We start from the raw sequence: 23,521 nt of genomic DNA, 5'->3' as shown, positions 1-23,521 counted from the left end.
CTTTGGGTCTCAGCGAAACGATCCGCCAATCCCTAAAAGACGTCTTCGCCCGGTTCCCACAGGTCGATCGCGTCCTGGTCTACGGCTCGCGCGCGACCGGGCGCCACCGCCCGCAGTCTGACATCGACCTTGCGGTGCTTGCGCCGACCATGTCAGACCGCGAATTCTCCCGTTTATGGATGGCGTTGGACGACTTGCCCATCCTTTTCCGGCTCGATGTTTCACTATGGCATGAGGTCACCAATCCTGCCCTCAAACAAGCCATGCTTGACGACGGCATCCCACTCTATCAAGCAAGCGCCGGCGCCCCGGAACCCTAGTACCGACGCCAGCGCCGGCACCGCCGTCACGCCACGTTCCCCCGCTTGCCTTAAAATAAGCGCCATGAAAGCCGACAAAGCCCTCGCCACCAACCGCCGCCTGCGCCAGCAGCCGTTGTGGCGGCTGCTGGCCGCGCCCAGCGGGCCGACCACCCTGGCGCTGCTGCAAACGCACCTGTACGAGGGCGAGCGCAGCCTGCCGGCGTCGATCTTCCACGAGCGCGTCGCGCGCGACCTCGAACACCTGCGCGCGCTCGGCGAGGACTGGCCGCAGACCGCCCAGGCCTACGTCGCCGGCTGGCTGGCCGACGGCCACCTGGAGCGCCGCTTCCCGCCCGGCGCGTCGGAGGAGGAGTACGAGCTGGCCACCTCGACCATCGAGGCGATCCGCTTCGTCGCCGGCCAGGTCAAGCCGCACTCGGCCGCGACCGAGAGCCGCCTGGGCCTGGTGATCGACGCGCTCGCCCGCCTGGCCGAGGACACCGACGCCGACAAGGCGCGCCGCGTCCAGCGCCTGCGCGCCGAGCAGGAGCGCATCGAGCGCGAGATCGCCGCCATCGAACAGGGCGTGCTGCACATCCTGCCCGAGGCGGCCGCGCTCGAGCGCACGCGCGAGATCATCACGCTGGCCGACGGCCTGGCGGGCGACTTCCGCCGCGTGCGCGACCAGTTCGAGCAGCTCAACCGCGACCTGCGCGCGCGCATCATGGAAAACGACGGCAGCCGCGGCGAGGTGCTCGATTCGCTGTTCGCCGGCATCGACCTGATCACCGACAGCGACGCCGGCCGCACCTTCGCCGCGTTCTGGCGCCTGCTGACCGATCCCGAGCAGTCGGCCACGCTGGAGCAGGCGCTGGACCAGTTGCTGTCGCGCGACTTCATCGCCAGCCTGGACACGCAGGAGCGCAAATTCCTGCTGCGCCTGACGCGCACCCTGCTCGAACAGGGCGGCATGGTGCACGACGTGCTGCAATCGTTCGCCCGCAGCCTCAAGCATTTCGTGCAGAGCCGCGAGTTCCTTGAACAACGCCGCCTGAACACCCTGCTGCGCCAAGCCCAGCTGGCCGCGCTGGCGCTCAAGGACGAGGTCAAGGCCACCGACACGCTGCACTACGCGTTGCCGCTGACGAGCAGCAAGCTGGCGTCGCTGTCGCAATGGGTGCTGCACGATCCGGCGCTGCAGGCGCTGCCCGGCGCCATGCTCGACGGCGAGGCGGCGCCGATCGGCCTCGATTCCGTCGGCGAGCTGGTGGCGCAGTCGGAGATCGACTTCCGCAGCCTCAAGCGCCACGTGCTGGCCGTGCTCGACCTGCAGTCGCAGGCCTCGGTGGCCGACGTGCTGCGCGCCTATCCGGCCGCGCAGGGCCTGGGCAGCGTGCTGGGCCTGCTGGCCCTGGGCAGCCGCCACGGCCTGGTCGCCGGCCACAGCGAGACGGTCAGCTGGACCGGCGGCGACGCGCAGCAACGCAGCGCCCACATCCCCGTCATCTATTTCGTGAAAGAACGCGCCCATGAACTTGCCTGACGACGACCTGGCGCCGCCGCTGGACGCCGTCGCCACGGACGGCGCGGCGCCGTCGACCGCGCTGTTTTCCGGCGACAGCGGCGCGCTGCCGCTGGAGACGCGCCGCGCGCTGGTGCAGCTGCTGGCCGGCCCGGCGCTCGACGGGCGCCGCCACGCCAAGCTGTGGCCGGTGCTGCTGCGCGACGAGCCGGCCGTGCGCCGCCACCTGGCCGAGCTGTTCCTGGAGCTGGTGATCGACCGCGACATGCAGGTCGCCTTCACGCGCCAGGCCGACACGGGCGACCTGGAGGTGCCGCTGCTGCTGCGCCGCGCCCAGCTGACGTTCATCGATTCGGTGCTGGTGCTGTACCTGCGCCAGCGCCTGACGCAGGCCGACGCCCACGGCGAGCGCGCGGTGGTGGCGCTCGACGAGATGGTCGACAACCTCACCCTGTACGAGCGCGCCGCCAGCACCGACCGCGCCGGCTTCGCCAAGCGCGTGCACGCGTCGGTGGAAAAGGTCAAGAAGCACAACATCCTGCAGAAGATCCGCGCCAGCGAGGACCGCTACGAGATCTCGCCCACGCTCAAGCTGCTGTTCTCGGCCGAGGAGATCCAGACACTGACGGGGCTGTACCGGCGCATGGCGGCCGGCGATGCGGTCAGGCAGCAACCACTGTCCATCGATGAAGACGAGGACGACGCATGAACGCCGAACTGCCCGCCGCCGCGCTGGCCGGCCGCGAACAATTCCGCATGCACAAGCTGCAGGTGTACAACTGGGGCACCTTCGGCGGCCTGCACGAGGTGCCGATCAGCGAGCGCGGCTTTCTGATCGTGGGCCGCTCCGGCGCCGGCAAGTCGACCCTGCTCGACGCCTTCTCGGCGCTGCTGGTGCCGCCACGCTGGATCGATTTCAACGCCGCCGCGCGCGAGGCCGACCGCGCCGGACGCGACCGCAACCTGGTCAGCTACGTGCGCGGCGCCTGGGCCGCCCAGAGCGACGCCGCCTCCGGCGAGTACGCCACGCGCTACCTGCGCGAGGGCACCACCTGGTCGGCGCTGGCGCTGCACTACCGCAACGGGCTGGGGCACGACGTGGTGCTGGTGCAGCTGTTCTGGTTGCGCGGCAACGCCAACGGCAACAGCGACGTCAAACGTTACTTCCTGATCTTCGAGCGCCCGCTCGACTTGCGCGAGCTGTCCGAGTTCGGCAGCAACAATTTCGACGTGCGCAAGCTCAAGGCGGCCTTCCCGGACGCCCACGCGCGCGACGAGTTCCGCCCCTATTGCGAGCGCTTCTGCCGGCTGCTCGGCATCGACAGCGAGATGGCGCTGCGCCTGCTGCACAAGACGCAGTCGGCCAAGAACCTGGGCGACCTCAACGCCTTCCTGCGCGACTTCATGCTCGACAAGCCAGAGACGTTCGCCGTGGCGGACCGGCTGGTCAGCGAATTCGGCGAGCTCAACGCGGCGCACCAGGCCGTCGTCATCGCCCGCAAGCAGGTGCAGACGCTGGCGCCGGCGCGCGCCCGCCACGAGGACATGCGGCGCCTGCGGGACGAGCGCGGCGGACAGGAGGAGTTGCGCGCCGGCATGCACAGCTACCGCGAACGGCTGCGCATCGGCCTGCTGACCGAGTACGTGGCCGCGCTGGAGGTCGAGGCCGAGGGCTACGCCGGCCAGCTGCAACGCCAGCAGGACACCCTCGACAACCGCAGCGCCGCGCTGCGCGACCTGGAAAGCCGGCGCCGCGCGGCCGGCGGCGACCAGATCGAACATCTGGAGAACGAGCGCAAAACGCTGCAAACCCAGCGCGAGGAACGCCTGCGCCGCCGCAGGCAGGCCACCGAGGCGTGCGACAAGCTCGGCTGGGTGCTGCCGGGCACGCCGCAGGGCTTCGCCGAGCTGCTGGGCCTGGCCCGGCAGGAGATCGCCGACTGGCAGGCCGCCGGCGCGGACCAGGAGCCGCTGCTGCTGCTCGACCGCGAACGCACCACCGCCGCCGCCGACCTGGCCGGCGTCACGCAGGAAATCGTCTCGCTGCGGCGCCAGCCGTCCAACATCCCGGCGCCGATGCTGGAGCTGCGCCGTTCGATCGCGCTGGCGATCGGCGTGGCCGAGGCGGCGCTGCCCTTCGTCGGCGAACTGGTCGAGGTCAAGCCCGACGAGGCGCCGTGGCGTGGCGCGGCCGAGCGCGTGCTGCACGGCTTCGCGCTGTCGATCCTGGTCGACAACGACCATTACAACGCGCTGACCCAGCACCTCAACGACGTCAATCTGGGCCGCCGGCTGGTGTACTACCGCACCGGCGCGGCCGAGGGCGGCGCGCCGAAGATGCTCAAGGCCGGCTCGCTGGCGCTCAAGCTCACCGTCAAGGAAGGCGGCCACGCCGGCTGGCTCCAGGCCGAGCTGCGCCAGCGCTACGATTACGATTGCGTCGACTCGGTGCGGGCGTTGCGCGCGGCGCCGGAGCGGGCCATGACGCGCGAGGGCCAGATCAAGCACAGCCGCACGCGCCACGAGAAGGACGACCGCCACAGCGTCGACGACCGCCGCCACTGGGTGCTGGGCTTCGACAACCGCGACAAGCTGGCGCTGTACGAGCAACAGCAGCGCGGGCTGCAGGAGCGCATCGCCAAGCTCGACGCCCAGCTCGACAGCCTGCGCCGGCAAATGCAGCGCCGCGCCGAGCGCCTGATGCCGTGCAACACGCTGGTCAACCTGACCTGGCAGGAGATCGACGGCTTGCCGCCGGCCGAGCGCATCGCCGCGATCGACCGCCAGTTGCGCGCCCTGCGCGAAGGCAATACGCAACTGCAGGAGATCGACGACCGCCTGCGCGAGCAGGCCGGGCTGGTCAGCGCGGCCGAGCGCACCTTGCGCGACACCGACGTCAACCTGCGCACCTGCCACGCCAAGATCGTCGAGCAACAGCTGCTGCTCGACGGCCTGCGCGCCGATCCGTCCATCGTGGCGCTCACGCCGCACCAGCAGCAGGGCCTGGACCAGCTGTACGCGGGCCTGCCGGACAAGGTCGTCCTGGGCCGGGTCGACCAGGCCGACCGCGCCATCGGCAAGCTGATCGGCGCCAGGGTCGAAGCGCTGGACCGCGACATCATGCTGTGCGAGCGCGACATCGAAGGCCGCTTCGCCGACTTCATCCGCGAATGGCAGGCCGACTCGGACGGCCTCGACGCCACCCTGGCGGCCGCGTCGGACTTCTTCGCCAAGCTGGCGCGGCTCGAAACGGACGGCCTGCCGGCGCACGAGCAGCGCTTCTTCGACCTGCTGCACAACCAGAGCAACCAGAACCTGGCGGCGCTGTCGACCTATCTGAACGACTCGCGCAAGGCCATCCTGGAGCGCATGGAGCTGGTCAACGACAGCCTGCGCCAGGTGCCGTTCAACCAGACGGCCGACCTCAGCACGTATCTGCACATCCAGCCCAGCGACCGCCAGTTGCCCGAGGTGCGCGACTTCAAGCAGGACATCCAGCGCGCGCTGAGCAACGCCTGGAGCGCCGACCGCGAATCGGCCGAGGCGCGCTTCATCGCGCTGCGCCGGCTGGTCGACGACCTGGCCAGCCAGGAGCCGGACAAGCGGCGCTGGCGCGAGGCGGTGCTCGACGTGCGCCAGCATGTGGAATTCATCGGCAGGGAGATCGACACCGACGGCAACGAGATCGAGGTCTACCAGAGCGGCGCCGGCAAATCCGGCGGCCAGCGGCAAAAGCTGGCCACCACCTGCCTGGCGGCGGCGCTGCGCTACCAGCTGGGCGGCAGCGACCACGCGCTGCCGGTGTACGCGCCGGTGGTGCTGGACGAGGCGTTCGACAAGGCCGACAACGAATTCACCGCGCTGGCGATGAACATCTTCGCCAACTTCGGCTTCCAGATGATCGTCGCCACGCCGTTGAAGTCGGTGATGACCCTGGAGCCGTTCATCGGCGGCGCCTGTTTCGTCGACATCCGCGACCGCAAGATCTCGGGCGTGCTGATGATCGAATACGACGACCAGCGCCAGCGGCTCAAACTGCCGGAGCAGGCGCGGCAGGAGGCGGCGCTTGAAGTCGCCCGATAGCGTGCGCCAGTGGCTGCTGCGCCGCCACGCCAGCCAGCACCGCGACTGGCTGGGCGCCGAAGCGCAGCAACACTGGCCGCTGGCCATCCCGCTGGGCCTGCCGACCGAGGCGGAAGCGCTGCGCCAGCCGGACGCGGTGCGCGCCTGGGCCGACGGCTGGCGCGCTTGGCGCGGCGAAGGCGAGTTGCGCTGGGCCGAGCGGCGCTGGCGGGTGCTGGGCGCGCAAACGCTGCCGGAGGCGCTGGTGCTGCACGGGCCGCGGCAGGCGACGGCCTGGATTGGCGAGCGGGAACGCTGGGACCGCGCCGTCGACCGTTACACCCGCACCGCCGCGCGCCGGCCGGCGCTGACGCGGGCGCTGGCGCGCCACTACGACGTGCTGGCCGACTATTCCGACGCCGACTTCCAGCGCCTGCTCGATCTGCTGGACTGGCTGGCCGCGCACCCCGGCTCGGGCCTGTATCCGCGCCAATTGCCGCTGGCCGGCATGGACAGCAAATGGCTGGAGTCGCGCCGGAACGTGGTGGCCGAGCTGGTCGCGGCGACGACGGGCGGCGACAACGCCGGCAAGGATTTCCATCAACTGTGCGGCCTGAGGCGCGCGCCGTCGCTGCTGCGCATGCGCGTGCTCGATCCGGCGCTGCGGGCCGTGGTTGGCGGGCTTGGGGATATCAGCGCGCCGGTCGGGCACCTGGCGGCCATACCGTGGCGGCCGTCGACCGTGGTCATCGTCGAGAATCTGCAGACCGGGCTGGCGCTGGAGGATATGCCCGGCGCCGTGGCTTTCATGGGGCTGGGCTATGCGGTGGACGCGCTGGGAGAGGTGCCATGGATCGATTCGGCGACTTGCCTGTACTGGGGCGATATCGACACCCACGGCTACGCCATCCTGCACCAGGCGCGCAGCCGCTTTCCGCATGTGGTGTCGGTGATGATGGACGAAGCGACAATGTTGCAATTCGCAACATTATGGACGGAGGAAAGATCGCAGCACGCGGCCGACGACTTCCCCACGCTGACGCCGGACGAACGGACGGTCTACGCGGCGCTGCGCAAGAACAGCTGGGGCCAGGCGCTGCGGCTGGAGCAAGAGCGCATCGGCTGGGACATCGCCTGGCCGGCGTTAGCCAGAGCCGCCGGGATCACGTAGGGCGGATTAGCGCAGCGTAATCCGCCAATGCGTGCGCCGCCAGCGGCTCATAGATGGCGGATTACGGCGTGCCGCCTAATCCGCCCTACGTGTCTCCGCGTAAATCCATCGTCAGTTATCGCGTTACACGCTCCCAGCCGGCCCGCACCGCGTCCTTGAACTTTTCCCAGCTCGATTGCGGATAGGTGTTTTCCCAGGTCGTGCGCAGTTCCGGCTCGGCGTGCTCCCACGGCTTCTGCTGATACGCCGGGCTGCCGGCCATCGATTCGCCATATAAATACGCCGGGTTGTACTCCTGGTACGTGCCGCCGGTGTACGTTTTCTCCCAGTGCGAGCGGAAATACTCGTCGCCGTCGTCGGTGCGGTCGCCGCGCAGGATATTCAAACTGTCCTGGTTCGGCCCCTCGGCATCGCGCGGATAGATGCGCATGCCGCTGCGCTGCACCGTGCGCTGCCCCTCGGCCAGCGGGTCGCCGGCGAACGGGCCGTCCGGCGAGATCACTTCGCCCCGCTGCAGCGAGCCCTGCGTCAGCTGTCCCTGCTCGGAGCGCACGAACTCGACCGCCTCCTCGCGCGGACGGATGCCGTGCGGTTCGGGGGCGCTTTGCAGCGCGCCCACCGTGGTCTGCTGCATGCCGGTGCCGCTGCGCAGGATTTCCGCGCCGGTCCAGCCGCTGGCGCGCCACATCGTTTCGTGCTCGTCGATGTCGATCGGGTTGAAGTCTTCGACGATGTCGGCGGCCAGGTCGGCCTTGGCCATGTCCTCGGTCTCGATGGTCAGCACGGTGTGGCCTCGGTTCAACGCCTCGGCGTAGACGTGGCGGTCGGCGTGCTCCCGGCCAATCAGCTCGCTGAACATCTGCTTGATGTTGCCCAGGATCGAGGCGTCGTCGTCGATGCGGGCCCTGCCGGCCGCGCTGCCGGAATCGGTGATCTGGATGCTGCCGCCATCGAATCCATTCAGGATCAGTTCTTCTTGAGCCTTGGTGGCCTCGGCGCGGGTTTCAAATACGGCTGCCAATGTATGGGTCATGATGAGCTCCTCGGTTAAACGCATGGGGTCGATTGCAAATTCAGTTTACGTTGTAAGCTGGGAAGTCAGCGCCCGCTTGCCTCTAGGAAAATGGCGGTCCCCTTTTTCTGACCGGCAAACGGGCGCCCGCCCCCAAGGCGGCGACGTAGACTGGCTATCCCGTTGCAAGCGCCGCCCCTCCGCACCATGGCCAACGAACCCGACATTCCACCGCAGGACGAGACGGTCACGCTGCCCGTGGTCCAGGAGAGTTTGCATGTGGGCACGCGCCTGGCCGACACCGGCCGGGGCGTGCGCGTGCGCAAGCACGTGCGCAGTCAGCCGCACGAGGTCGACCAGACCGTGTGGCATGACGAGCTCGATGTCCGGCATGTGCCGGTCGACCGCGTCGTCAGCGCGCCTCCCGCCGCGCGCTACGAGGGCGACACCTTCATCGTTCCCGTCCTGGAGGAAGTGCTGGTGGTGGAAAAACGCTACCGCATCAAGGAGGAACTGCACATCACGCGGCTGCGGCACGCCAGCCGGCACCGGCAAACGGTGCCGCTGCGCGCGGAGCACGTGACGGTCGAGCGCTTCGACGACGGCAACGGCGGGCAATCCCCACTCACCAAGGAAGCAACCATGACACACACACTGGCGGCAGTATTCGAACACCGCGGCGACGCCGACCGCGCCAAGGCAGAACTGCTCAACGCAGGTTTCAGCGGCAGCGCCGTGCGGCTGGCGTCGGGCGCCGGCACGCAAGCCGGGCAAAGCACCGAGCCCGGCGCCGACGACGGCATCGCCGGCAGCATCATGCACTTTTTCAACAGCCTGTTCGGCACCGACGACAACGCCGACAAACATTACTACAGCAGTGCTATCAACCGCGGCAACACCGTGTTGACGGTCGATGCCGCCACCGACGACGAGATCGACCGCGCCAGCGACATCATCGAGGGCTTCGGCCCGCTCAACATCGAAGAGCAGCAGGGGCTGTCGGGGCAGGCGCCGCCACCGCCAACCTACCAGGGCGCGGCCGGCTCGCTGCAGGACGCGCAGACGGCCGCCGCCGGCATGCAGTCGGCGCCCCCGGCGGCGGCCGGCACCATGCAAGGCGGGCAGTCGGCCGCCGCCGGCTCGATGCAGCGCGCGACGCTGGAGCAGCAGGCGATCCCGGTCGTGCAGGAGGAACTCAAGGTGGGCAAGCGCACCGTGCAGCGCGGCGGCGTGCGCGTGTTCCAGCGCGTGATCGAAACGCCGGTCCAGCAGGACGTCACCCTGCGCGAGGAACACGTCACGGTCGAGCGCCGTCCGGTCGACCAGGCCATCGATCCGGACCAGGTGCCGGCGTTCCAGGAAAAGACCTTCGAGCTGCGCGAGAGCGCCGAGGAGGCGGTGGTGCAAAAGAGCGCGCGCGTGGTCGAGGAGGTCGTGGTCGGCAAGGAGGTGTCCGAGCGGCAGGAGCAGGTCAGCGACACCGTGCGCAGCACCCAGGTCGAGGTCGAGCAACTCGCGCCCGATCTCGACACCCATTTCCGCAGCCACTGGCAAAGCAACTACGCCAGCGCCGGCGGCCGCTACGAGGACTACGACCCGGCCTACCGCTACGGCTGGTCGATGGCGTCCGACGCCGCCTACCGGGGCCGGCCGTGGAACGACGTCGAACCCGAACTGCGCAGCCACTGGGAAAGCCGCCACCCGCAATCGGCGTGGGACAGGTTCAAGGCGGCGATCCGCGAGGGCTGGGACCGCATGACCTCCTGAAGCTGTCGTGTCCGCCTTATAATGGGGGATTTCCTCCTCCTGGATAACCGGACATGCCCAAAACCGCCCTGCGCATAGTGGCCACGTTGCTGACGATCTTGCCGCTATGCGCCTCGACCTCCGTGCAGGCCGCGTCCGGGGACTTCGTCATGATCGCGCCGCTGGACCAGGCCATGCCGATCGTGCGCTTCGAGAACGGCATCCTCACCGGCGGCATCCTCAAGGACCTGGGCGACGCCATGGCCAGGCGGCTGGGCCGGCGCCCGGTCTACCTCAGCGTCGACGTGCCGGGCGTCAAGCAGGTCCTCAGCAGCGGCCGCGCCGACGGCATGTGCTACGTCATGCCGTTCTGGATCGACGGCGACTACCACTGGAGCACGCCGCTGCTGCCGGACACCGAAATGGTGGTGGCCCGGGGCGACGCGCCGGTCGTCGGTTCGCTGCGGGGCTTGCGCAACAAGCCGGTCGGCACGGTGGCCGGCTACCGTTATCCGCGCATCGAGCAGGTGCTGGGCAAGGGCTTCACGCGGGTCGACGCGCTCACGATCGAGCAGAACATCCAGCAAATCCTGGCCGGCAAGACGCAGTACGCCGTCATCGGCGAGACCACGATGTCCTACCTGCAGCGCCAGCATCCGGCGCTGCATCTGCGTCCGGAGCTGGTGTTCATCAACTTCAAGGCGCAATGCGCGTTCTCGCGCAAGTCGCAGGTGCCGTTCGAGCAAGTCAACAGTGTCATCGAGACCATGCTCAAAGATGGCAGCATCGACCAGATCCTCGCAAGATACAGATAGCGGGGGCGATTCACGCGCCCAGGGTATCGGCCCAAATGTTACGCGCCCAATTCATTGCGTATTCCCCCTCCAGCGCGCTCGGCCCGGCCGAAACTCCCCCGGAGCCGGACACCACCAGCAACGTCTTCTGTTCCGCGCTGTACGCGTGCACCGAAGCGACGTGAATCACCTCCGTATCCGAAATAAAGCTGTAACACGTATTGGTCAGCATCGGATGCGGATCGGGCGCACGGCCGTTTAACAAATCCACCACCGCCGCCGCGCACACCTTGGCATGCTGGTTCGCCATGTGCGCCGACTTGGGCATCAACGGCGACGCCTGGATCGCATCCCCGAGAACATGGATATTCTTGGCCCGCGTCGATTCGAAGCCCAGGAAATCCACCCCGCACCAGCGCCCGTTGACATTGGCCAGCCCACTTTGCACCGCGATGGCCCCGGCGCGCTGCGGCGGAATCACATTGAGCACGTCCGCCCGCACCCGGTCGTCCAGCTCCGACACCGCCGTCCGCGCGCCCGCATCGATATCGGCGGTACGGAACGACGGCCGGTATTCGACGATGCCGCCATAGCGCTCCTTCCACACCTTCTTGAACAGCGGCCCCTTGGACACCACGTCGTCGTTGGCGTCGAGGATCAGCACCTTCGATTTGGGCTTGAACCGGCTGAAGTAGAAAGCGATCTGCGACGCGCGCTCGTACGGCCCCGGCGGACAGCGATACGGCGCCGGCGGAATGGTCATCGCAAACACGCCGCCGTCGGGCATGGCCTCCAGTTGGGCGCGCAGCGCGACGGTCTGCGCACCGGCCTTCCACGCGTGCAGCACCGTCTCGCGCGCGCCGGGCTTCAGCATGCCAGGCAACTGGTCCCACATGAACTCCACGCCGGGCGAGACGATCAGGCGGTCGTAGGACAGCTTGCCGCCGCCGGCCAGCGCCAGCGTGCGTCGGTCGGCGTCGATGGCGGTCACGGTATCGCGCACGATGCGCACGCCGTGTTTGCCGGCCAGCGCGTCGAGCGACATGGTCAGATCGGCGATGCGGCGCGAGCCGCCCAGCACCAGGTTCGACAACGGGCAGGAGATGAACCCTGTATCCGGTTCGATCAGCGTGACGTCGATCGCGCCTTCGCTCCACATGCGCACGTAGCGGGCGGCGGTGGCGCCGCCGTAGCCGCCGCCGACCACCACGACCTGCGGCCTGGCCTTGCCGACGATGCCGGCGCAGCCGGTGGTCGATGCCAGCACGGCGCCGGCGGCCTGGATGAATTGACGGCGTCTCATGGCGTCGCTTTCTTTTGCGCGGCGAAGAAGGCCGCCAGCAGTTCGATCTGTTCGTCGGTGTAGCCCTTGGCGATCTGCGTCATGATGGTCGATGGACGGGAGCCGGATTTGAAGGCGCGCAGGCTGGCGGCCAGATTTTCGCGAGGCTGCCCGGCCAGACCGGGTAGCGTGGCGAAATTCGGCGCGGTTTTGGTGTCGCCGTTGGTGCCGTGGCAGGCGGCGCAGTTGGCGGCGAGGCGCGCGCCGGGGGAGATGGTCGTGGCGCCGGTGCCGGCGGCGACCAGCGACAGCATCGCAACCGCGAGAATTTTAAATAACATAGCGACCCCTCGGAATATAAACCAACAACGTCACGGCCTTACACCTGGCGTCTCGATCTTCATGCCCTTGTCGCGCACGGCCAACCAGGCTTCCAGATCGACCAGCTCCTGCGCGCCAAACGCCGGCACCTCGGCCCGAACGCCGCTCATGCAATTGCGCAGGCGCCGCTGTAACGATCCCACCGCCTGCCACTCAAGACGATAAATCGGATACGCGGCGGCATGCGCCTGCGGTATCGTGCTGCCCGCCAGACGTTTGCCCGCCTGCTGATCGTGACACTGCGCGCACGACAAATTCAATTGCCCGATGCGCCGCACATACAATTCCCTGCCCCGCGCGGCCGAGGCCCGCGTCCCCGCATCCGCCGGCGGCGCCACCGGCATCCCGCGCGACTGCAGCGCCACATACGCCTCCAGCCCAAGCAGCTCCTCGCTCTCCGCCCGCAGCGCCGGCGCCTGCTGCTTGCGCTCGCGGCACATATTAATGCGCTGCCCCAGATCGATCGTCATCCCGCTCGCGGCGTGAAAAGCCGGATACCGCGCCGCCACGCCGCGCATGCCCTGCTTCGCCTCGCCATGGCAGCTGGCGCAGGACTTGCCGCTCTTGCCGGCGGCGGCGCCCCACTGCGCCTCGCCGCCGCTGATCCACAGCATGGCCGGATTGAGCGTGTCGTCGCGCTGCATCGCCTGCGTGGAAGCGCTCATGAACTCACTGCCGGAGCGGCGCGCATCCTCGGCGCCGGCCGCCCCCAGCATCAACACGCCCGCGAGGCAGCACAGCGCCCGGCTCATGCCGCGCCCACGGTCAGATTCATCTTCTCCGTCTGGGCGAAACCCTGATCGCCTTCCCACGTGAATTCCAGCGTCCCCGTCTCCGTCGCGACGGTGAAAAAGCTGATGTACGGATTGGCGGATACCGCCTGGTGCAGCTCCGCGCCGAACACCTGTTCCCCGTTGTAGCGGCACACGAACTTGCGGATGATGTCGCGCGGGATAAGCTTGCCGTCGGCGCCGGGCCGATAACCGGTTTCCATCGGATGTCCGATCAGCGCGCGGATCTCGATCACCTCGCCGCGCCTGGCCGTCGCCGGCATGTGGATCAAAGCGCGCGCCATCAGGGAGCCTCGCCTTCCACGCAGGCGGCCAACGCGACGATCACGCTGACGGATGCCGACCGATAGCTGCCGTCGCCCATGCGCGCCACCGCCGTCAGCTTTTGCGACGTTGCCAGCCGTATGCGCGTGGACACCTGCGCCTTGCCGGCGCGCGGCCCGAGCGTGAACACCGCCACATCGGTCTGCGGATTGCGCTCGTTGAAGATGGCGATCGCGCTGACATGGTCGGCCGCGCTCATCGCGCTGTCGACGGCGATGGTCACCGGCACCGCGTTGCCGTTGTCGATCAACTGCGCGATATCGAACGTCATCCTGCCTTCGGTCGGCTTGACGCCGCCGGTGAAGCGATCGATCGCCGCCGCCATTTCCTCGCTGGTGGCGGACGCCGGGCGTACCAGCGCCAGCATCGCCAGTCCGGCGCCCGCGGCCAGCACGTCGCGGCGCTTCATGGTGTTTGCTCCTTCAGCGTGAGCAACCACGCCACCACGTCCTCGATCTGCTGCGCGGTGAGGATCGTTTTGCCCTGGAAGGCCGGCGCCACGCTGTTCAGGTCATCGGTTTTGTAATAGGAAGGCATGATCGTCGTCGGGTTGAAGTGGCCGGCGTCCACGATGCGCAACCGCAGCTGCGGCGCGCTCCAGCGCCGGCCCGCACCTTGCAGGTCGGGCCCCAGGTCGCCCTGGAAGCGTTCCTCGGGAATCGGGCCGGTATGGCATAGCAGGCAAAGGCTGGCCTGCCGGTTCGCCACCAGCGCGCGTCCACGCGCCGCATCGCCGGCGACGGCACCGGCCAGCGGCGCCGCGATGCCGTCGCCGTCGATCACGTAACCCGGATCGGCCATCGCCGGCCGCGCGATGACAGATAAGGCCACGGCGGCGGCGACGCCAACTATCCGCGCGGCCACGCCGTCGCCCCTTACGCCTTCTTCAGGCTATGGTTCTTCAGCGGCAGATCGCGTATGCGCTTGCCGGTGGCGGCGAAGATCGCGTTCAGCACCGCCGGCGCGGCCACCGCGATCGTCGGCTCGCCCACGCCGCCCCAGAATCCGCCCGACGGCATGATGATCGATTCCACCTTCGGCATCTCGTCGAGCTTGAGCACCGGGTAGGTGTCGAAGTTGGTCTGCTCCATCTGCCCGTCCTTCAGCGTGCATTCGCCGTACAGCGCCGCCGACAACCCGTACACGAACGAGCCCTCGATCTGCGCCTCGATCTGCTGCGGATTGACGGCGTATCCCGGATCGGTGGCCGCGACGATGCGCAAAATCTTCACCTTGCCGGTCTTCTGGTCGACCGACACCTCGGCACATGCGGCAACGTAGCTGCCAAAGCCCATGGTTTGCGCCAGGCCGCGATAAACACCCTTCTTCGCCGGCTTGCTCCAGCCGGCCTTCTCGGCCACCGCGTTGAGCACCGCCAGGTGCTTGGGATGCTCGGCCATCAGCTTGCGGCGCAGCGCCAGCGGGTCCTGCTTGGTCGCATACGCGATCTCGTCGATGAAGCATTCGAGGTAAATCGTGTTCTGGTTCAGGTTCACGCCGCGCCAGAAGCCGGCTGGCACCGGCGGGTTGCGCATCGCGTGGTCGACCAGCAGGTTGGGGAACGAATAGCCGATCGACGCCTCCGGCCCCGGCGCGTTAAGCCCCTGGAACACCACCGGGTCCTTGCCATCCTTGATCGCCATGCCCAGCGAGGCGAGGATCGACTGCCCGGCGATGCGCATGTGCAGAGCCGTCACATTACCCTTGGCGTCCAGGCCGGCGGTCAGCTTGCATTGCGTGATCGGATGGTAGCGGCCGTGCAGCATGTCCTCTTCGCGCGTCCAGATCAGCTTTACCGGCGTGCCGGGCATCTCCCTGGCGATCTTCACCGCCTGCGTCACCCAGTCGTGCGAGGCGCCGCGCCGGCCGAAGCCTCCGCCCAGGTGCATCTTGTACACCTCGCACTTTGCCGCCGGCAGGCCCGCCGCCTCGGAAGCCGCCGCCAGCGCGGCCTCGCCGTTCTGCGTCGGCGTCCACACCTCGCAGCGCTCCGGCGTCCACAGCACCGTCGCGTTCATGGTCTCCATGGTCGCGTGGTTCAGCCACGGGAACGAATACACCGCCTCGATGGTGCGCGCCGCCGACTTGATCGCCGCCTTCGCGTCGCCGTTGGCATTGCCCACCACCGCCTCGGGCGCGTCGAGCGCCGCCTTCAACGTCGCCGCCACGTCCTTGCTCGACAAATTCGCGTTGGGGCCCTTGTCCCATTCGATGGGCAGGGCGTCCAGCGCCGACTTGGCGCGCCACCACGTATCGGCCACCACCGCCACCGCGCTGTCGCCGACCTTGAACACCTTCTTCACGCCGGGACGTTTTTCGATCGCGGCCGCGTCGAAGCTCTTGACCGTGCCGCCGAACACCGGGCAATCCTTGATCGCGGCGTTGAGCAGGCCTGGCATCTTGATATCCATGCCGTAGATTTGCGCGCCGGTGGTCTTGTCCACCGTGTCGAGGCGGGCCAGGCGCTTGCCGACCAGCTTCCAGTCCTTCGGGTCCTTGAGCATGACCTCGGCCGGCGGCGTCAGCTTCGACGCCGCCTCCGCCACCTTGCCGTAGCTGATCGAGCGTCCGCTCGCCTCGTGCGTGATCACGCTGACGGCGGCCACGCATTCGGACGACGGCACCTTCCACGCGTCGGCCGCCGCCTGCACCAGCAAGGTGCGCGCGGTGGCGCCGCCCTTGCGCACCAAGTCGTGCGATTCGCGGATGCCCCGGCTGCCGCCGGTGGAGAAGCTGCCCCACACGCGCTTGCGCGCCAGGTTCTGGCCCGGCGTCGGATACTCGGTGGTGACTTTGCTCCAGTCGGCGTCCAGCTCCTCGGCCACCAGCTGCGCCAGGCCGGTCAGCGTGCCCTGCCCCATCTCGGAGCGGGCGATGCGGATGATGATGGTGTCGTCCGGCTTGACGACCACCCACGCGTTCACCTCGGGAATGCCCTTGGAGGCGGGAGCGCCCTGCGCCGCCGCCTCGAACGGGATATGGAACGCCACCACCAGGCTGCCGGCGGCCGCGCCTTTCAAAAAGCCCCGGCGCGATACTGAATGGACCGCGGCGCTCATGCCTTGGCCCCTTCCACGTGCTGGATATTGAGGCCGGCGCTGTTCGGATCACCGCCCTTGACCACCACATGGATCGCCGCCCGCACCCGGTTGTAGGTGCCGCATCGGCAGATGTTGGTCATGGCCGCATCGATGTCGGCGTCGGTGGCCTTCGGCTTTTCGCGTATCAGCGCGGCGGCGGCCATGATCATGCCGGACTGGCAGAAGCCGCACTGCGGCACGTCCAGCGCGGCCCAGGCCTTCTGGATCGCGTGCGAGCCGTCCTTGGACAAGCCCTCGATGGTGGTGATCTTTTGTTCGGCGGTGACGGTGGACACGGGCCGCACGCAGCTGCGGGTTGGCTCGCCGTCGATATGCACGGTGCAGGCGCCGCACTGCGCCACGCCGCAACCGTACTTGGTGCCGGTCAGTCCCAGTTGTTCGCGTATGACCCACAACAGCGGCGTGTCCTCCTCCGCCTCGAATTCGCGTACCACGCCGTTGACGTTCAACTTGGCCATGCACTTCTCCCTGGATTTTCTTGGTTGCCCGAATACACCTGCGGTGATACTACACCCACTACATTAACTCTGCAGCAAGCACGGAATATTTCCATTTTTGACTTGGATCAAAGATTTTCATGCTCCGGATCAATAGACTTTGAAGCGTTACTTAACGACGACATCAAAGAGGAAGTGAAATGAGCAAGTCCAAGGCAATCGCAGCAGCAGTACTGGCCACCCTGAGCCTGACGGGTGTCGCAATGAGCAGCGCCGTGGCGCAGGAATCGCCGTGGCTGGTGCGCGTTCGCGCCGTCAATCTGAACACGGCCGACAAATCGGATCCTGTCGGCGGCGTCGGCGCCTCCGACCGCCTCACAGTCAGCGACAAGACCATTCCCGAAGTCGACGTATCGTACTTCTTCACGCCGAACCTGGCGGCGGAACTGGTGCTGACCTATCCGCAAAAGCACAACGTCTATCTGGACGGCGCCAACATCGGCTCCTTCAAGCACCTGCCGCCGTCGCTGCTGGTGCAGTACCACTTCACGCCGGATGCGCCGCTCAAGCCGTATGTCGGCGCGGGTATCAATTACACCACGCTTTCCAAGGTGCGTTTGCTCAATGGCCAGGGCAGCCTGGAACATGACAGCGTCGGGCTGGTGCTGCAGGCCGGTGTCGATTACGCCGTCGCCAAACAGTGGTCGATCAACTTCGACGTCAAGAAGGCGCAGATCCGCAGCGACGTGATGGTCGGCGGCGCCAAGGTCAGCCGCGTCAAGGTCGATCCGTTGATGATCGGGGTGGGTGTCGGTTACCGGTTCTAATGGTGTCGTGGGCGGCGCATGCATGGCCGATTACGCTACGCTAATCCGCCCTACGTGATTCCAGATTCATTCACATTCTCCGGTCCGCATTGGAGACACGTAGGGCGGATTAGGCGGTACGCCGTAATCGGCCATGATCCGCCAGCGGCCCATAACGTGATCACCGCCGCTCGCGAAACGCGGCGGTCATAAAATCCACAAATGCCCGCGTTTTCGCGGGCATCAGCTTTTGGCTCGTGAAATACAGCGAGATCACGCCGATATCCACATACCAATCGGGCAGCACGCGCCGCAACGCACCCGTCTCCAAATGCGACTCCAGATCGGTCGTCGCCAGCAACGCCACTCCCATGCCCATCAACGCCGCGCCGCAAATCCCATCCGGATCGTTGAGCACCACGCGCGCGCGCAAATCCGCCGGCATCGTATCCCCGCGCCGGTTGCGCATCTGCCACGGCTTGACCCTTCCACTTTGCGGCGAGCGCATGACGATGGCGTCGAACGCCGCCAGATCGGCCGGCGTGGCCGGCACCCCGCGCCCCTCCAGATACGCCGGCGACGCCACCGCCACGCCATGCACCGGCATCAACTCGCGCGCCACCACGCCGGGCGCGAGCTCGAAGCCGCCGCCGATCGCCGCGTCGAAGCCACCGGCCACCAGATCGACGCGGTGGTTGTCCATATTGACGTCCAGCGTCACGGACGGATAGCGCGCCATAAACGCCGGCATCAGCGGCAGCACGCACTTGCGGCCGAAGCCCGGCGCCATGCTCAGTTTCAGCACGCCGGCCGGTTCGCCCGCCTTGGCCGTCACCTCCGCGATCGCGCCCTGGATGCCGTCCAGCCCCGGGCCGACGGAATTCAAAAACCGTTCGCCGGCCTCGGTCAAGGTCAGGCCGCGCGTGGTGCGCTGGAACAGCCGCACACCCAGGTTGCGCTCCAGCTGCGCCACATTGCGGCTGACGGCGGCCGGCGTCAGCGCGAGGCGCCGCGCCGCCGCCGAAAAACTGGCCGATTCCGCGCTGCGGACGAAGGATTCAAGGTTGGACAGGGTTTCCATGGCGATACTTTCAACGTTTGGTTGAAGCTGATACTAACAAGCTACTACTACCGATAGCAAGTGGCGAAGGCCATACTGAACTCATCGAAACCAAACATTGAAGGGAAACACATCATGAACATCGCTATCATCGGCGCGGGCGCCATCGGTTCCGCCATCGCACGCAGCCTGTCCCGCGCCGGCATCGCCGCCAGCATCGCCAACAGCCGCGGTCCCGAGTCGCTGGCCGCGCTGCACCAGGAGCTGCCCGGCATCCGTCCGGTGACGATCGAGGAGGCCGCGCGGGCCGACGTGGTCTTCCTGGCCGTGCAGTGGGGCCGTATCCCGGAAGCGGTGCGCAATCTGCCGGCGTGGAACGGCCGCATCGTCATCGACGCCAACAACGCCCTCGAGGTGCCGTCGTTCCAGGCGGTCGATCTGGGCGGCCGCGCTTCGAGCCTGGTGCTGGCCGACCTGCTGCCCGGTGCCCGCGTGGTCAAGGCCTTCAACCATCTGGCGGCGGCGCTGCTGCAAAGCGATCCGCAAGCCGAGGGCGGACGCCGCGTGCTGTTCTACTCGGGCGACGACGCCGACGCCAAGAAGACCGTCGCCCAGTTGATCGAGCGGCTTGGTTTTGCCGGCGTCGATCTCGGCACGCTCGACGGCGGCGGACGCCTGGCGCAGTTCCCCGGCGGCCCGCTGCCGGTCCTCAACCTGGTCAAATTCGGCTAACGTTGCTGCACCACGACAGCGCATTCCTTTAAACGGCAAGGACGGGGTATATTGAAGACCATTGCCCCTGTGAACTAAAGGAATGCCGCCATGATGCTCGATCACCTCAAAATCGGCACGCGCCTCGGCGCCGGCTTCGCCATCGTCCTGGCGCTGCTGGTGGCCGTCGTCGTCCTCGGACTCAGCTCCATGGGCCGCATCGGCAGCCGCACCCACGACATCATCGAAGACAAGAACGTCAAGCTGGAAGCGGCCAACCACATGGTCAACAACGTGCGCAACATCACGCTGCATCTGACGAACGCCCTGGTGGTACCCGGCACGCCGGAGATGAACGCCGAGCTGCAGAAGATGGCCGAGGCGCGCAAGAGGTATGGCGATGCCAAAAAAATCCTGTCCGACCGCGCCACCGACGACAAGGAAAAAGCCATGCTGGCCAATCTGGACACGCTGATCAACGACGGCGCGGCCAAGAACAACAAGGTCATCGAACTGCGCAAGGACGGCGAGATCCAGGACGCCACCACCTATCTGACGCAGACGGCCGCACCCGCCATGCAGGGGGTGCTCAAGGCGCTCGACGAGATCCTGGCCTACGAAAGCGCGCAGGCCAAACAGGCCGGCCAGGAGGTCGAGGCGGTGCTGGGCACATCGAAGGCGCTGATCGTGGGCCTCGGCCTGCTGGCGGTGGCGCTGGGCGGCGCGGTGGCGTGGTTCATCACGCGCTCGATCACGGTGCCGCTCAACGCCGCCGTCGACCTGGCCGAGACGGTGGCCGCCGGCGATCTGTCGACCCGCATCGAGGTGCATGCCACCGACGAAACCGGGCGTCTGCTGGGCGCCCTCAAGGCCATGAACGACAGCCTGCTCAACGTCGTCGGCCAGGTGCGGCAAGGCACGGACACCATCACCGTGGCCTCCAACGAAATCGCCGCCGGCAATATGGACCTGTCCTCGCGCACCGAGCACCAGGCCAGCTCGCTGGAGGAAACCGCGTCGTCGATGGAGGAGTTGACGTCGACCGTCAAGCAGAACGCCGACAACGCGCGCCAGGCCAACACGCTGGCGCGCAGCGCGTCGGAGGTGGCCAGCAAGGGCGGCGCCATCGTCGCCCAGGTGGTCGACACCATGGGTTCGATCAACGCCTCGTCGCGCAAGATCGTCGACATCATCTCGGTCATCGACGGCATCGCCTTCCAGACCAACATCCTCGCGCTCAACGCCGCCGTAGAGGCGGCGCGCGCCGGCGAGCAGGGTCGCGGCTTCGCGGTGGTGGCGTCGGAGGTGCGCAACCTGGCGCAGCGCTCGGCGGCGGCGGCCAAGGAGATCAAGCAATTGATCTCGGCCTCGGTGGCCAACGTCGACGACGGCTCCAAGCTGGTCAACGAGGCCGGCCAGACCATGGGCGACATCGTGGACAGCATCCGCCGCGTGACCGACATCATGGGCGAGATCACTTCCGCCAGCCTGGAACAGACCACGGGCATCGAGCAGATCAACATCGCCATCACGCAGATGGACGAGGTCACGCAACAGAACGCCGCGCTGGTCGAGCAGGCGGCGGCCGCGTCGCAAAGCATGCAGGAGCAGGCCGAGGCGTTGGCCAGGGTGGTGGGCTTCTTCAAAACCGGCGCCGGGGCGGCGGTGGCGCGCTTGGAGGCGCCGGGGACGGCTATAATGTTGCACACTCGATAGCAGACCGGAAGCCAGCCCATGCGCAAGATACTGATCGTACTGATGTCCCTGATGCTGACGGCATGCGTCGACGATTCGGTGTCCTATTATCCGGAAAGCGGCAACCCGGAGCATGCGCTGACGGTGCATCGGACGCAGAAGTATTTTTGGAGCAGCGCCAGCAGCGTGGAGTTGATCATGCAGCATTTGCCCCAGTGTTTGCGGCGCATCGAGCTCGAGGACATGCCGGCCGACGATGTCGAGATCGAATTGCTGTCGGGCGGGGATAACGTCTGGACGTTGCGCTCGGGGAAGGACATGTGGCAGGTCGAGACGCAAACCTGCACGCAGTATCCGGATGTCAAAGGCGACGGCGGGGAATTGATCGGCGTGTTCCGCGTGGACGGGGGCAAGCTGGTGTTCGAGGCGGCGGTGCTGGAGCCGGCGCAGTAACACTATCCCCCGTTACATGCCGTTCTTGGGCCGCTGACGGCGCATACATTGGCGGATTACGCTGCGCTAATCCGCCCTACGTGTTTCCCGGAGGGATAAACATGTTTGCCCGAGGGTGAACATGTATCCCGCCGTGGTACTTACCGCGACAACGCCGCGCGGCGCGGCGCCGCTTTGAGCGCCGGGCGCGCCGCCGGACGGCCAATCACCGCGGCCTGCGGATCCTCGTTCAGCTTGAACCGGCTCACCAACTCGGCCAGATTGCCGGCCTGCTCCTGCATGCTGCCGGCCGCCGCCGCCGCTTGCTCGACCAGCGCGGCGTTCTGCTGCGTGACCGAATCCATCTCCGTGATCGCCGTGTTGACGTGGCCGATACCCGTGCTCTGCTCGCTCGAGGCGGCGGTGATCGCCGACATGATCTGCGTCACGCGCGAGACGCTGGCCACCACCTGGTCCATCGTCGTGCCGGCCTCCGCCACCAGCGCGCTGCCGGCGCTGATGCTGTCGACCGAGGCGTTGATCAGCTCCTTGATCTCCTTGGCCGCGCCGGCCGAGCGCTGCGCCAGGTTGCGCACCTCGGAGGCGACCACCGCGAAGCCGCGGCCCTGCTCGCCCGCGCGCGCCGCCTCGACGGCCGCGTTCAGCGCCAAGATGTTGGTCTGGAACGCGATGCCGTCGATCACCGAGATGATGTCGACAATCCGCGTCGCCGAGGCATTGATCGTGTCCATCGTCTGCACCACCTGCGAGACGACCTTGCCGCCCTTTTCCGCCACCGCCGAGGCCGACATGACCAGCTGGTTGGCCTGCACCGCGTTGTCGGCGTTCTGGTTCACGGTCGAGGTCAATTCCTCCATCGACGCCGCCGTCTCCTCCAGCGAACTGGCCTGCGATTCGGTGCGCGCCGACAAGTCCATATTGCCCGAGGCGATCTCGCTCGACGCGGTGGCGATGGTGTCGGCGCTGCGGCGGATCTCGCCGATGGTCTCGGCCAGCCGCGCCTGCATCGATTTCATCGCGTACAGGATGCTGGCGTTGTCGGAGGCGTGGGTCTTGATGGTCGTGCTCAGGTCGCCGCCGGCGATCTGCAGCGCCACCTGGCTGACGTAGTCCGGGTCGCCGCCGATGGTGTGGCGCAGGCTTTTGTTGACCCTGCTGACGATGGCCCACAGCAGCAGACACACGCCGGCCAGCACGCCGGCCGATTGCAGCAGCGAGGTGCGGAAGGCGGCGTCGATGTCATCCATGTACACGCCGGTGGTCAGGTCCCAGTTCCACGGCGCGTAATGCTGCACGCGGCTCATCTTGGGCACCGGCACGGTCGTGTTCGGCCGGATCCACCAGTAGCGCACGAAGCCGGCGCCGTCCGGCGAGGCGCCGGCCGCCTGGATGTCGCGGTACAGATAGGTGCCGTTCGGGTCCTTGAAATCGGCCATGTCCTTGCCGTCGTTTTCCGCCTTGAAAGGATTCATCAGCGAGACGGTGCCGGTGGTGATGGTGATGTAGCCGTCCTTGCCATAGCGCAGGCCCTTGATCAGCGCCATCGCCTGCTTTTGCGCCTCTTCCTTGGGCATGGTGCCGGCGGCGGCCTTGTCGCCGAACTGCTTCACAATGCTCAGGCCGGCGTCGTCGATGTGGCGCAATTCGTTGCTGCGTTCCTCGATGCGCACCGAGCGCATCTGGATCGTCTGGTACAGGAAAATCGCGGTGATGCAGAGCAGGCTGCAAATGAGCGGCACCCAAAGCTTCTGCTGGAAGGACAATTTGTTCATGATAGTCTCCTGTTTTCTACAGGAAACTATACCGAAAAATGTTAAATGCGGGGGCAGGATAGCGCTACCCTGTTGTTTATTTGGGAATGCCACGAGTGC

Annotated in this window: 22 protein-coding genes; 11 read left to right on the top strand and 11 right to left on the bottom strand. The window is 67.2% G+C overall.

The window, feature by feature from the left end; translation table 11 throughout:
* Positions 1-2 precede the first annotated feature (2 nt).
* The 5 genes from JOD97_RS20645 (at position 3) to JOD97_RS20625 (ending at position 7,057) form a co-directional block, all read left to right on the top strand.
* A complete protein-coding gene (locus JOD97_RS20645; protein WP_209722469.1) occupies positions 3-320 on the top strand; it encodes a nucleotidyltransferase domain-containing protein in 318 nt (105 codons plus the stop codon).
* Between the two features lie 64 nt (positions 321-384).
* Positions 385-1,845 (top strand): DUF3375 domain-containing protein, encoded by a 1,461-nt coding sequence (locus JOD97_RS20640; RefSeq protein WP_209722466.1) that lies wholly within the window; start codon positions 385-387, stop codon positions 1,843-1,845.
* The gene (locus tag JOD97_RS20635) at positions 1,832-2,533 is read left to right on the top strand and encodes a DUF4194 domain-containing protein (RefSeq protein ID WP_209722464.1); all 702 of its coding nucleotides are present in this window, start codon (positions 1,832-1,834) and stop codon (positions 2,531-2,533) included. Before JOD97_RS20640 ends, JOD97_RS20635 begins: the two co-directional genes overlap by 14 nt.
* Positions 2,530-5,907, top strand: coding sequence for an ATP-binding protein (locus JOD97_RS20630; protein WP_209722461.1), 3,378 nt, complete (start codon positions 2,530-2,532; stop codon positions 5,905-5,907). The genes JOD97_RS20635 and JOD97_RS20630 overlap by 4 nt, the downstream gene beginning before the upstream one ends.
* Positions 5,891-7,057: a DUF3322 domain-containing protein gene (locus JOD97_RS20625; protein ID WP_209722458.1), complete on the top strand. Its 1,167-nt coding sequence runs from the start codon at positions 5,891-5,893 to the stop codon at positions 7,055-7,057. Before JOD97_RS20630 ends, JOD97_RS20625 begins: the two co-directional genes overlap by 17 nt.
* Positions 7,058-7,172: 115 nt before the next feature.
* On the opposite strand, the gene JOD97_RS20620 is transcribed toward JOD97_RS20625, so the two are convergent.
* The gene (locus JOD97_RS20620; protein WP_209722455.1) at positions 7,173-8,090 is read right to left on the bottom strand and encodes a hypothetical protein; all 918 of its coding nucleotides are present in this window, start codon (positions 8,088-8,090) and stop codon (positions 7,173-7,175) included.
* A gap of 186 nt (positions 8,091-8,276) precedes the next feature.
* On the opposite strand from JOD97_RS20620, the gene JOD97_RS20610 reads away from it, so the two are divergent.
* Together JOD97_RS20610 and JOD97_RS20605 are read left to right on the top strand one after the other, a co-directional pair.
* Positions 8,277-9,836: a YsnF/AvaK domain-containing protein gene (locus JOD97_RS20610; protein ID WP_229264583.1), complete on the top strand. Its 1,560-nt coding sequence runs from the start codon at positions 8,277-8,279 to the stop codon at positions 9,834-9,836.
* 53 nt (positions 9,837-9,889) lie between these two features.
* Positions 9,890-10,630, top strand: coding sequence for an ABC transporter substrate-binding protein (locus JOD97_RS20605; RefSeq protein WP_209722451.1), 741 nt, complete (start codon positions 9,890-9,892; stop codon positions 10,628-10,630).
* 10 nt (positions 10,631-10,640) lie between these two features.
* Here JOD97_RS20605 and JOD97_RS20600 read toward each other — a convergent pair whose 3' ends face one another.
* The 8 genes from JOD97_RS20600 to JOD97_RS20565 are packed head-to-tail and all read right to left on the bottom strand — an operon-like array spanning position 10,641 to position 16,946.
* Positions 10,641-11,912: an NAD(P)/FAD-dependent oxidoreductase gene (locus JOD97_RS20600; protein WP_209722448.1), complete on the bottom strand. Its 1,272-nt coding sequence runs from the start codon at positions 11,910-11,912 to the stop codon at positions 10,641-10,643.
* The gene (locus JOD97_RS20595) at positions 11,909-12,232 is read right to left on the bottom strand and encodes a c-type cytochrome (protein WP_209722446.1); all 324 of its coding nucleotides are present in this window, start codon (positions 12,230-12,232) and stop codon (positions 11,909-11,911) included. The genes JOD97_RS20600 and JOD97_RS20595 overlap by 4 nt, the downstream gene beginning before the upstream one ends.
* Before the next feature lie 30 nt (positions 12,233-12,262).
* Positions 12,263-13,024: a sulfur oxidation c-type cytochrome SoxA gene (gene soxA, locus JOD97_RS20590; RefSeq protein ID WP_209722442.1), complete on the bottom strand. Its 762-nt coding sequence runs from the start codon at positions 13,022-13,024 to the stop codon at positions 12,263-12,265.
* Positions 13,021-13,347 carry a thiosulfate oxidation carrier complex protein SoxZ gene (gene soxZ / locus JOD97_RS20585; protein ID WP_209722439.1) on the bottom strand — a complete coding sequence of 109 codons (327 nt, stop codon included), beginning with the start codon at positions 13,345-13,347 and terminating at the stop codon, positions 13,021-13,023. The genes soxA and soxZ overlap by 4 nt, the downstream gene beginning before the upstream one ends.
* Positions 13,347-13,796, bottom strand: coding sequence for a SoxY-related AACIE arm protein (locus tag JOD97_RS20580; protein WP_209722436.1), 450 nt, complete (start codon positions 13,794-13,796; stop codon positions 13,347-13,349). The genes soxZ and JOD97_RS20580 overlap by 1 nt, the downstream gene beginning before the upstream one ends.
* A complete protein-coding gene (soxX, locus tag JOD97_RS20575; RefSeq protein WP_373999899.1) occupies positions 13,793-14,251 on the bottom strand; it encodes a sulfur oxidation c-type cytochrome SoxX in 459 nt (152 codons plus the stop codon). The genes JOD97_RS20580 and soxX overlap by 4 nt, the downstream gene beginning before the upstream one ends.
* 11 nt (positions 14,252-14,262) lie before the next feature.
* Positions 14,263-16,446: a molybdopterin cofactor-binding domain-containing protein gene (locus tag JOD97_RS20570; protein ID WP_209722433.1), complete on the bottom strand. Its 2,184-nt coding sequence runs from the start codon at positions 16,444-16,446 to the stop codon at positions 14,263-14,265.
* On the bottom strand, positions 16,443-16,946 hold the full coding sequence (locus JOD97_RS20565) for a (2Fe-2S)-binding protein (RefSeq protein WP_209722431.1): 504 nt from the start codon (positions 16,944-16,946) through the stop codon (positions 16,443-16,445). The genes JOD97_RS20570 and JOD97_RS20565 overlap by 4 nt, the downstream gene beginning before the upstream one ends.
* Positions 16,947-17,125: 179 nt before the next feature.
* Between JOD97_RS20565 and JOD97_RS20560 the strand changes: the two genes are divergently transcribed.
* Positions 17,126-17,752 (top strand): OmpW family protein, encoded by a 627-nt coding sequence (locus JOD97_RS20560; protein ID WP_209722427.1) that lies wholly within the window; start codon positions 17,126-17,128, stop codon positions 17,750-17,752.
* 160 nt (positions 17,753-17,912) lie between these two features.
* Here JOD97_RS20560 and JOD97_RS20555 read toward each other — a convergent pair whose 3' ends face one another.
* Complete coding sequence (locus JOD97_RS20555) at positions 17,913-18,812, bottom strand: LysR family transcriptional regulator (RefSeq protein WP_209722424.1); 900 nt, start codon at positions 18,810-18,812, stop codon at positions 17,913-17,915.
* Positions 18,813-18,926: 114 nt separating this feature from the next.
* Between JOD97_RS20555 and JOD97_RS20550 the strand changes: the two genes are divergently transcribed.
* The 3 genes from JOD97_RS20550 to JOD97_RS20540 all read left to right on the top strand — a co-directional run bounded on the left by JOD97_RS20550 (position 18,927) and on the right by JOD97_RS20540 (position 21,650).
* Positions 18,927-19,523: an NADPH-dependent F420 reductase gene (locus JOD97_RS20550; RefSeq protein ID WP_209722420.1), complete on the top strand. Its 597-nt coding sequence runs from the start codon at positions 18,927-18,929 to the stop codon at positions 19,521-19,523.
* Positions 19,524-19,613: 90 nt separating this feature from the next.
* Entirely contained in the window at positions 19,614-21,218 is a 1,605-nt protein-coding gene (locus JOD97_RS20545; protein ID WP_209722415.1) for a methyl-accepting chemotaxis protein, read from the top strand.
* An 18-nt stretch (positions 21,219-21,236) separates the two neighbouring features.
* Positions 21,237-21,650, top strand: a complete 414-nt coding sequence (locus tag JOD97_RS20540) for a hypothetical protein (RefSeq protein WP_209722412.1) — start codon at positions 21,237-21,239, stop codon at positions 21,648-21,650.
* Positions 21,651-21,790: 140 nt separating this feature from the next.
* Here the strand turns inward: JOD97_RS20540 and JOD97_RS20535 are convergent, their stop codons facing one another.
* A complete protein-coding gene (locus JOD97_RS20535; RefSeq protein ID WP_209722409.1) occupies positions 21,791-23,422 on the bottom strand; it encodes a methyl-accepting chemotaxis protein in 1,632 nt (543 codons plus the stop codon).
* Positions 23,423-23,521 lie beyond the last annotated feature (99 nt).

The sequence above is a fragment of the Duganella sp. 1411 genome (assembly GCF_017833525.1).
GTDB lineage: Bacteria > Pseudomonadota > Gammaproteobacteria > Burkholderiales > Burkholderiaceae_D > Rugamonas.
This window is presented reverse-complemented; position numbering and strand designations above follow the sequence as displayed.

Excerpts from the sequence above, each read along its gene's own strand:
- JOD97_RS20640 (WP_209722466.1), top strand. The coding sequence starts at position 385 with ATGAAAGCCGACAAAGCCCTCGCCACCAACCGCCGCCTGCGCCAGCAG.
- JOD97_RS20635 (WP_209722464.1), top strand. The coding sequence starts at position 1,832 with ATGAACTTGCCTGACGACGACCTGGCGCCGCCGCTGGACGCCGTCGCC.
- JOD97_RS20630 (WP_209722461.1), top strand. The coding sequence starts at position 2,530 with ATGAACGCCGAACTGCCCGCCGCCGCGCTGGCCGGCCGCGAACAATTC.
- JOD97_RS20620 (WP_209722455.1), bottom strand. The coding sequence starts at position 8,090 with ATGACCCATACATTGGCAGCCGTATTTGAAACCCGCGCCGAGGCCACC.
- JOD97_RS20610 (WP_229264583.1), top strand. The coding sequence starts at position 8,277 with ATGGCCAACGAACCCGACATTCCACCGCAGGACGAGACGGTCACGCTG.
- JOD97_RS20605 (WP_209722451.1), top strand. The coding sequence starts at position 9,890 with ATGCCCAAAACCGCCCTGCGCATAGTGGCCACGTTGCTGACGATCTTG.
- JOD97_RS20600 (WP_209722448.1), bottom strand. The coding sequence starts at position 11,912 with ATGAGACGCCGTCAATTCATCCAGGCCGCCGGCGCCGTGCTGGCATCG.
- JOD97_RS20595 (WP_209722446.1), bottom strand. The coding sequence starts at position 12,232 with ATGTTATTTAAAATTCTCGCGGTTGCGATGCTGTCGCTGGTCGCCGCC.
- soxA (WP_209722442.1), bottom strand. The coding sequence starts at position 13,024 with ATGAGCCGGGCGCTGTGCTGCCTCGCGGGCGTGTTGATGCTGGGGGCG.
- soxZ (WP_209722439.1), bottom strand. The coding sequence starts at position 13,347 with ATGGCGCGCGCTTTGATCCACATGCCGGCGACGGCCAGGCGCGGCGAG.
- JOD97_RS20580 (WP_209722436.1), bottom strand. The coding sequence starts at position 13,796 with ATGAAGCGCCGCGACGTGCTGGCCGCGGGCGCCGGACTGGCGATGCTG.
- JOD97_RS20570 (WP_209722433.1), bottom strand. The coding sequence starts at position 16,446 with ATGAGCGCCGCGGTCCATTCAGTATCGCGCCGGGGCTTTTTGAAAGGC.
- JOD97_RS20565 (WP_209722431.1), bottom strand. The coding sequence starts at position 16,946 with ATGGCCAAGTTGAACGTCAACGGCGTGGTACGCGAATTCGAGGCGGAG.
- JOD97_RS20560 (WP_209722427.1), top strand. The coding sequence starts at position 17,126 with ATGAGCAAGTCCAAGGCAATCGCAGCAGCAGTACTGGCCACCCTGAGC.
- JOD97_RS20555 (WP_209722424.1), bottom strand. The coding sequence starts at position 18,812 with ATGGAAACCCTGTCCAACCTTGAATCCTTCGTCCGCAGCGCGGAATCG.
- JOD97_RS20550 (WP_209722420.1), top strand. The coding sequence starts at position 18,927 with ATGAACATCGCTATCATCGGCGCGGGCGCCATCGGTTCCGCCATCGCA.
- JOD97_RS20545 (WP_209722415.1), top strand. The coding sequence starts at position 19,614 with ATGATGCTCGATCACCTCAAAATCGGCACGCGCCTCGGCGCCGGCTTC.
- JOD97_RS20540 (WP_209722412.1), top strand. The coding sequence starts at position 21,237 with ATGCGCAAGATACTGATCGTACTGATGTCCCTGATGCTGACGGCATGC.
- JOD97_RS20535 (WP_209722409.1), bottom strand. The coding sequence starts at position 23,422 with ATGAACAAATTGTCCTTCCAGCAGAAGCTTTGGGTGCCGCTCATTTGC.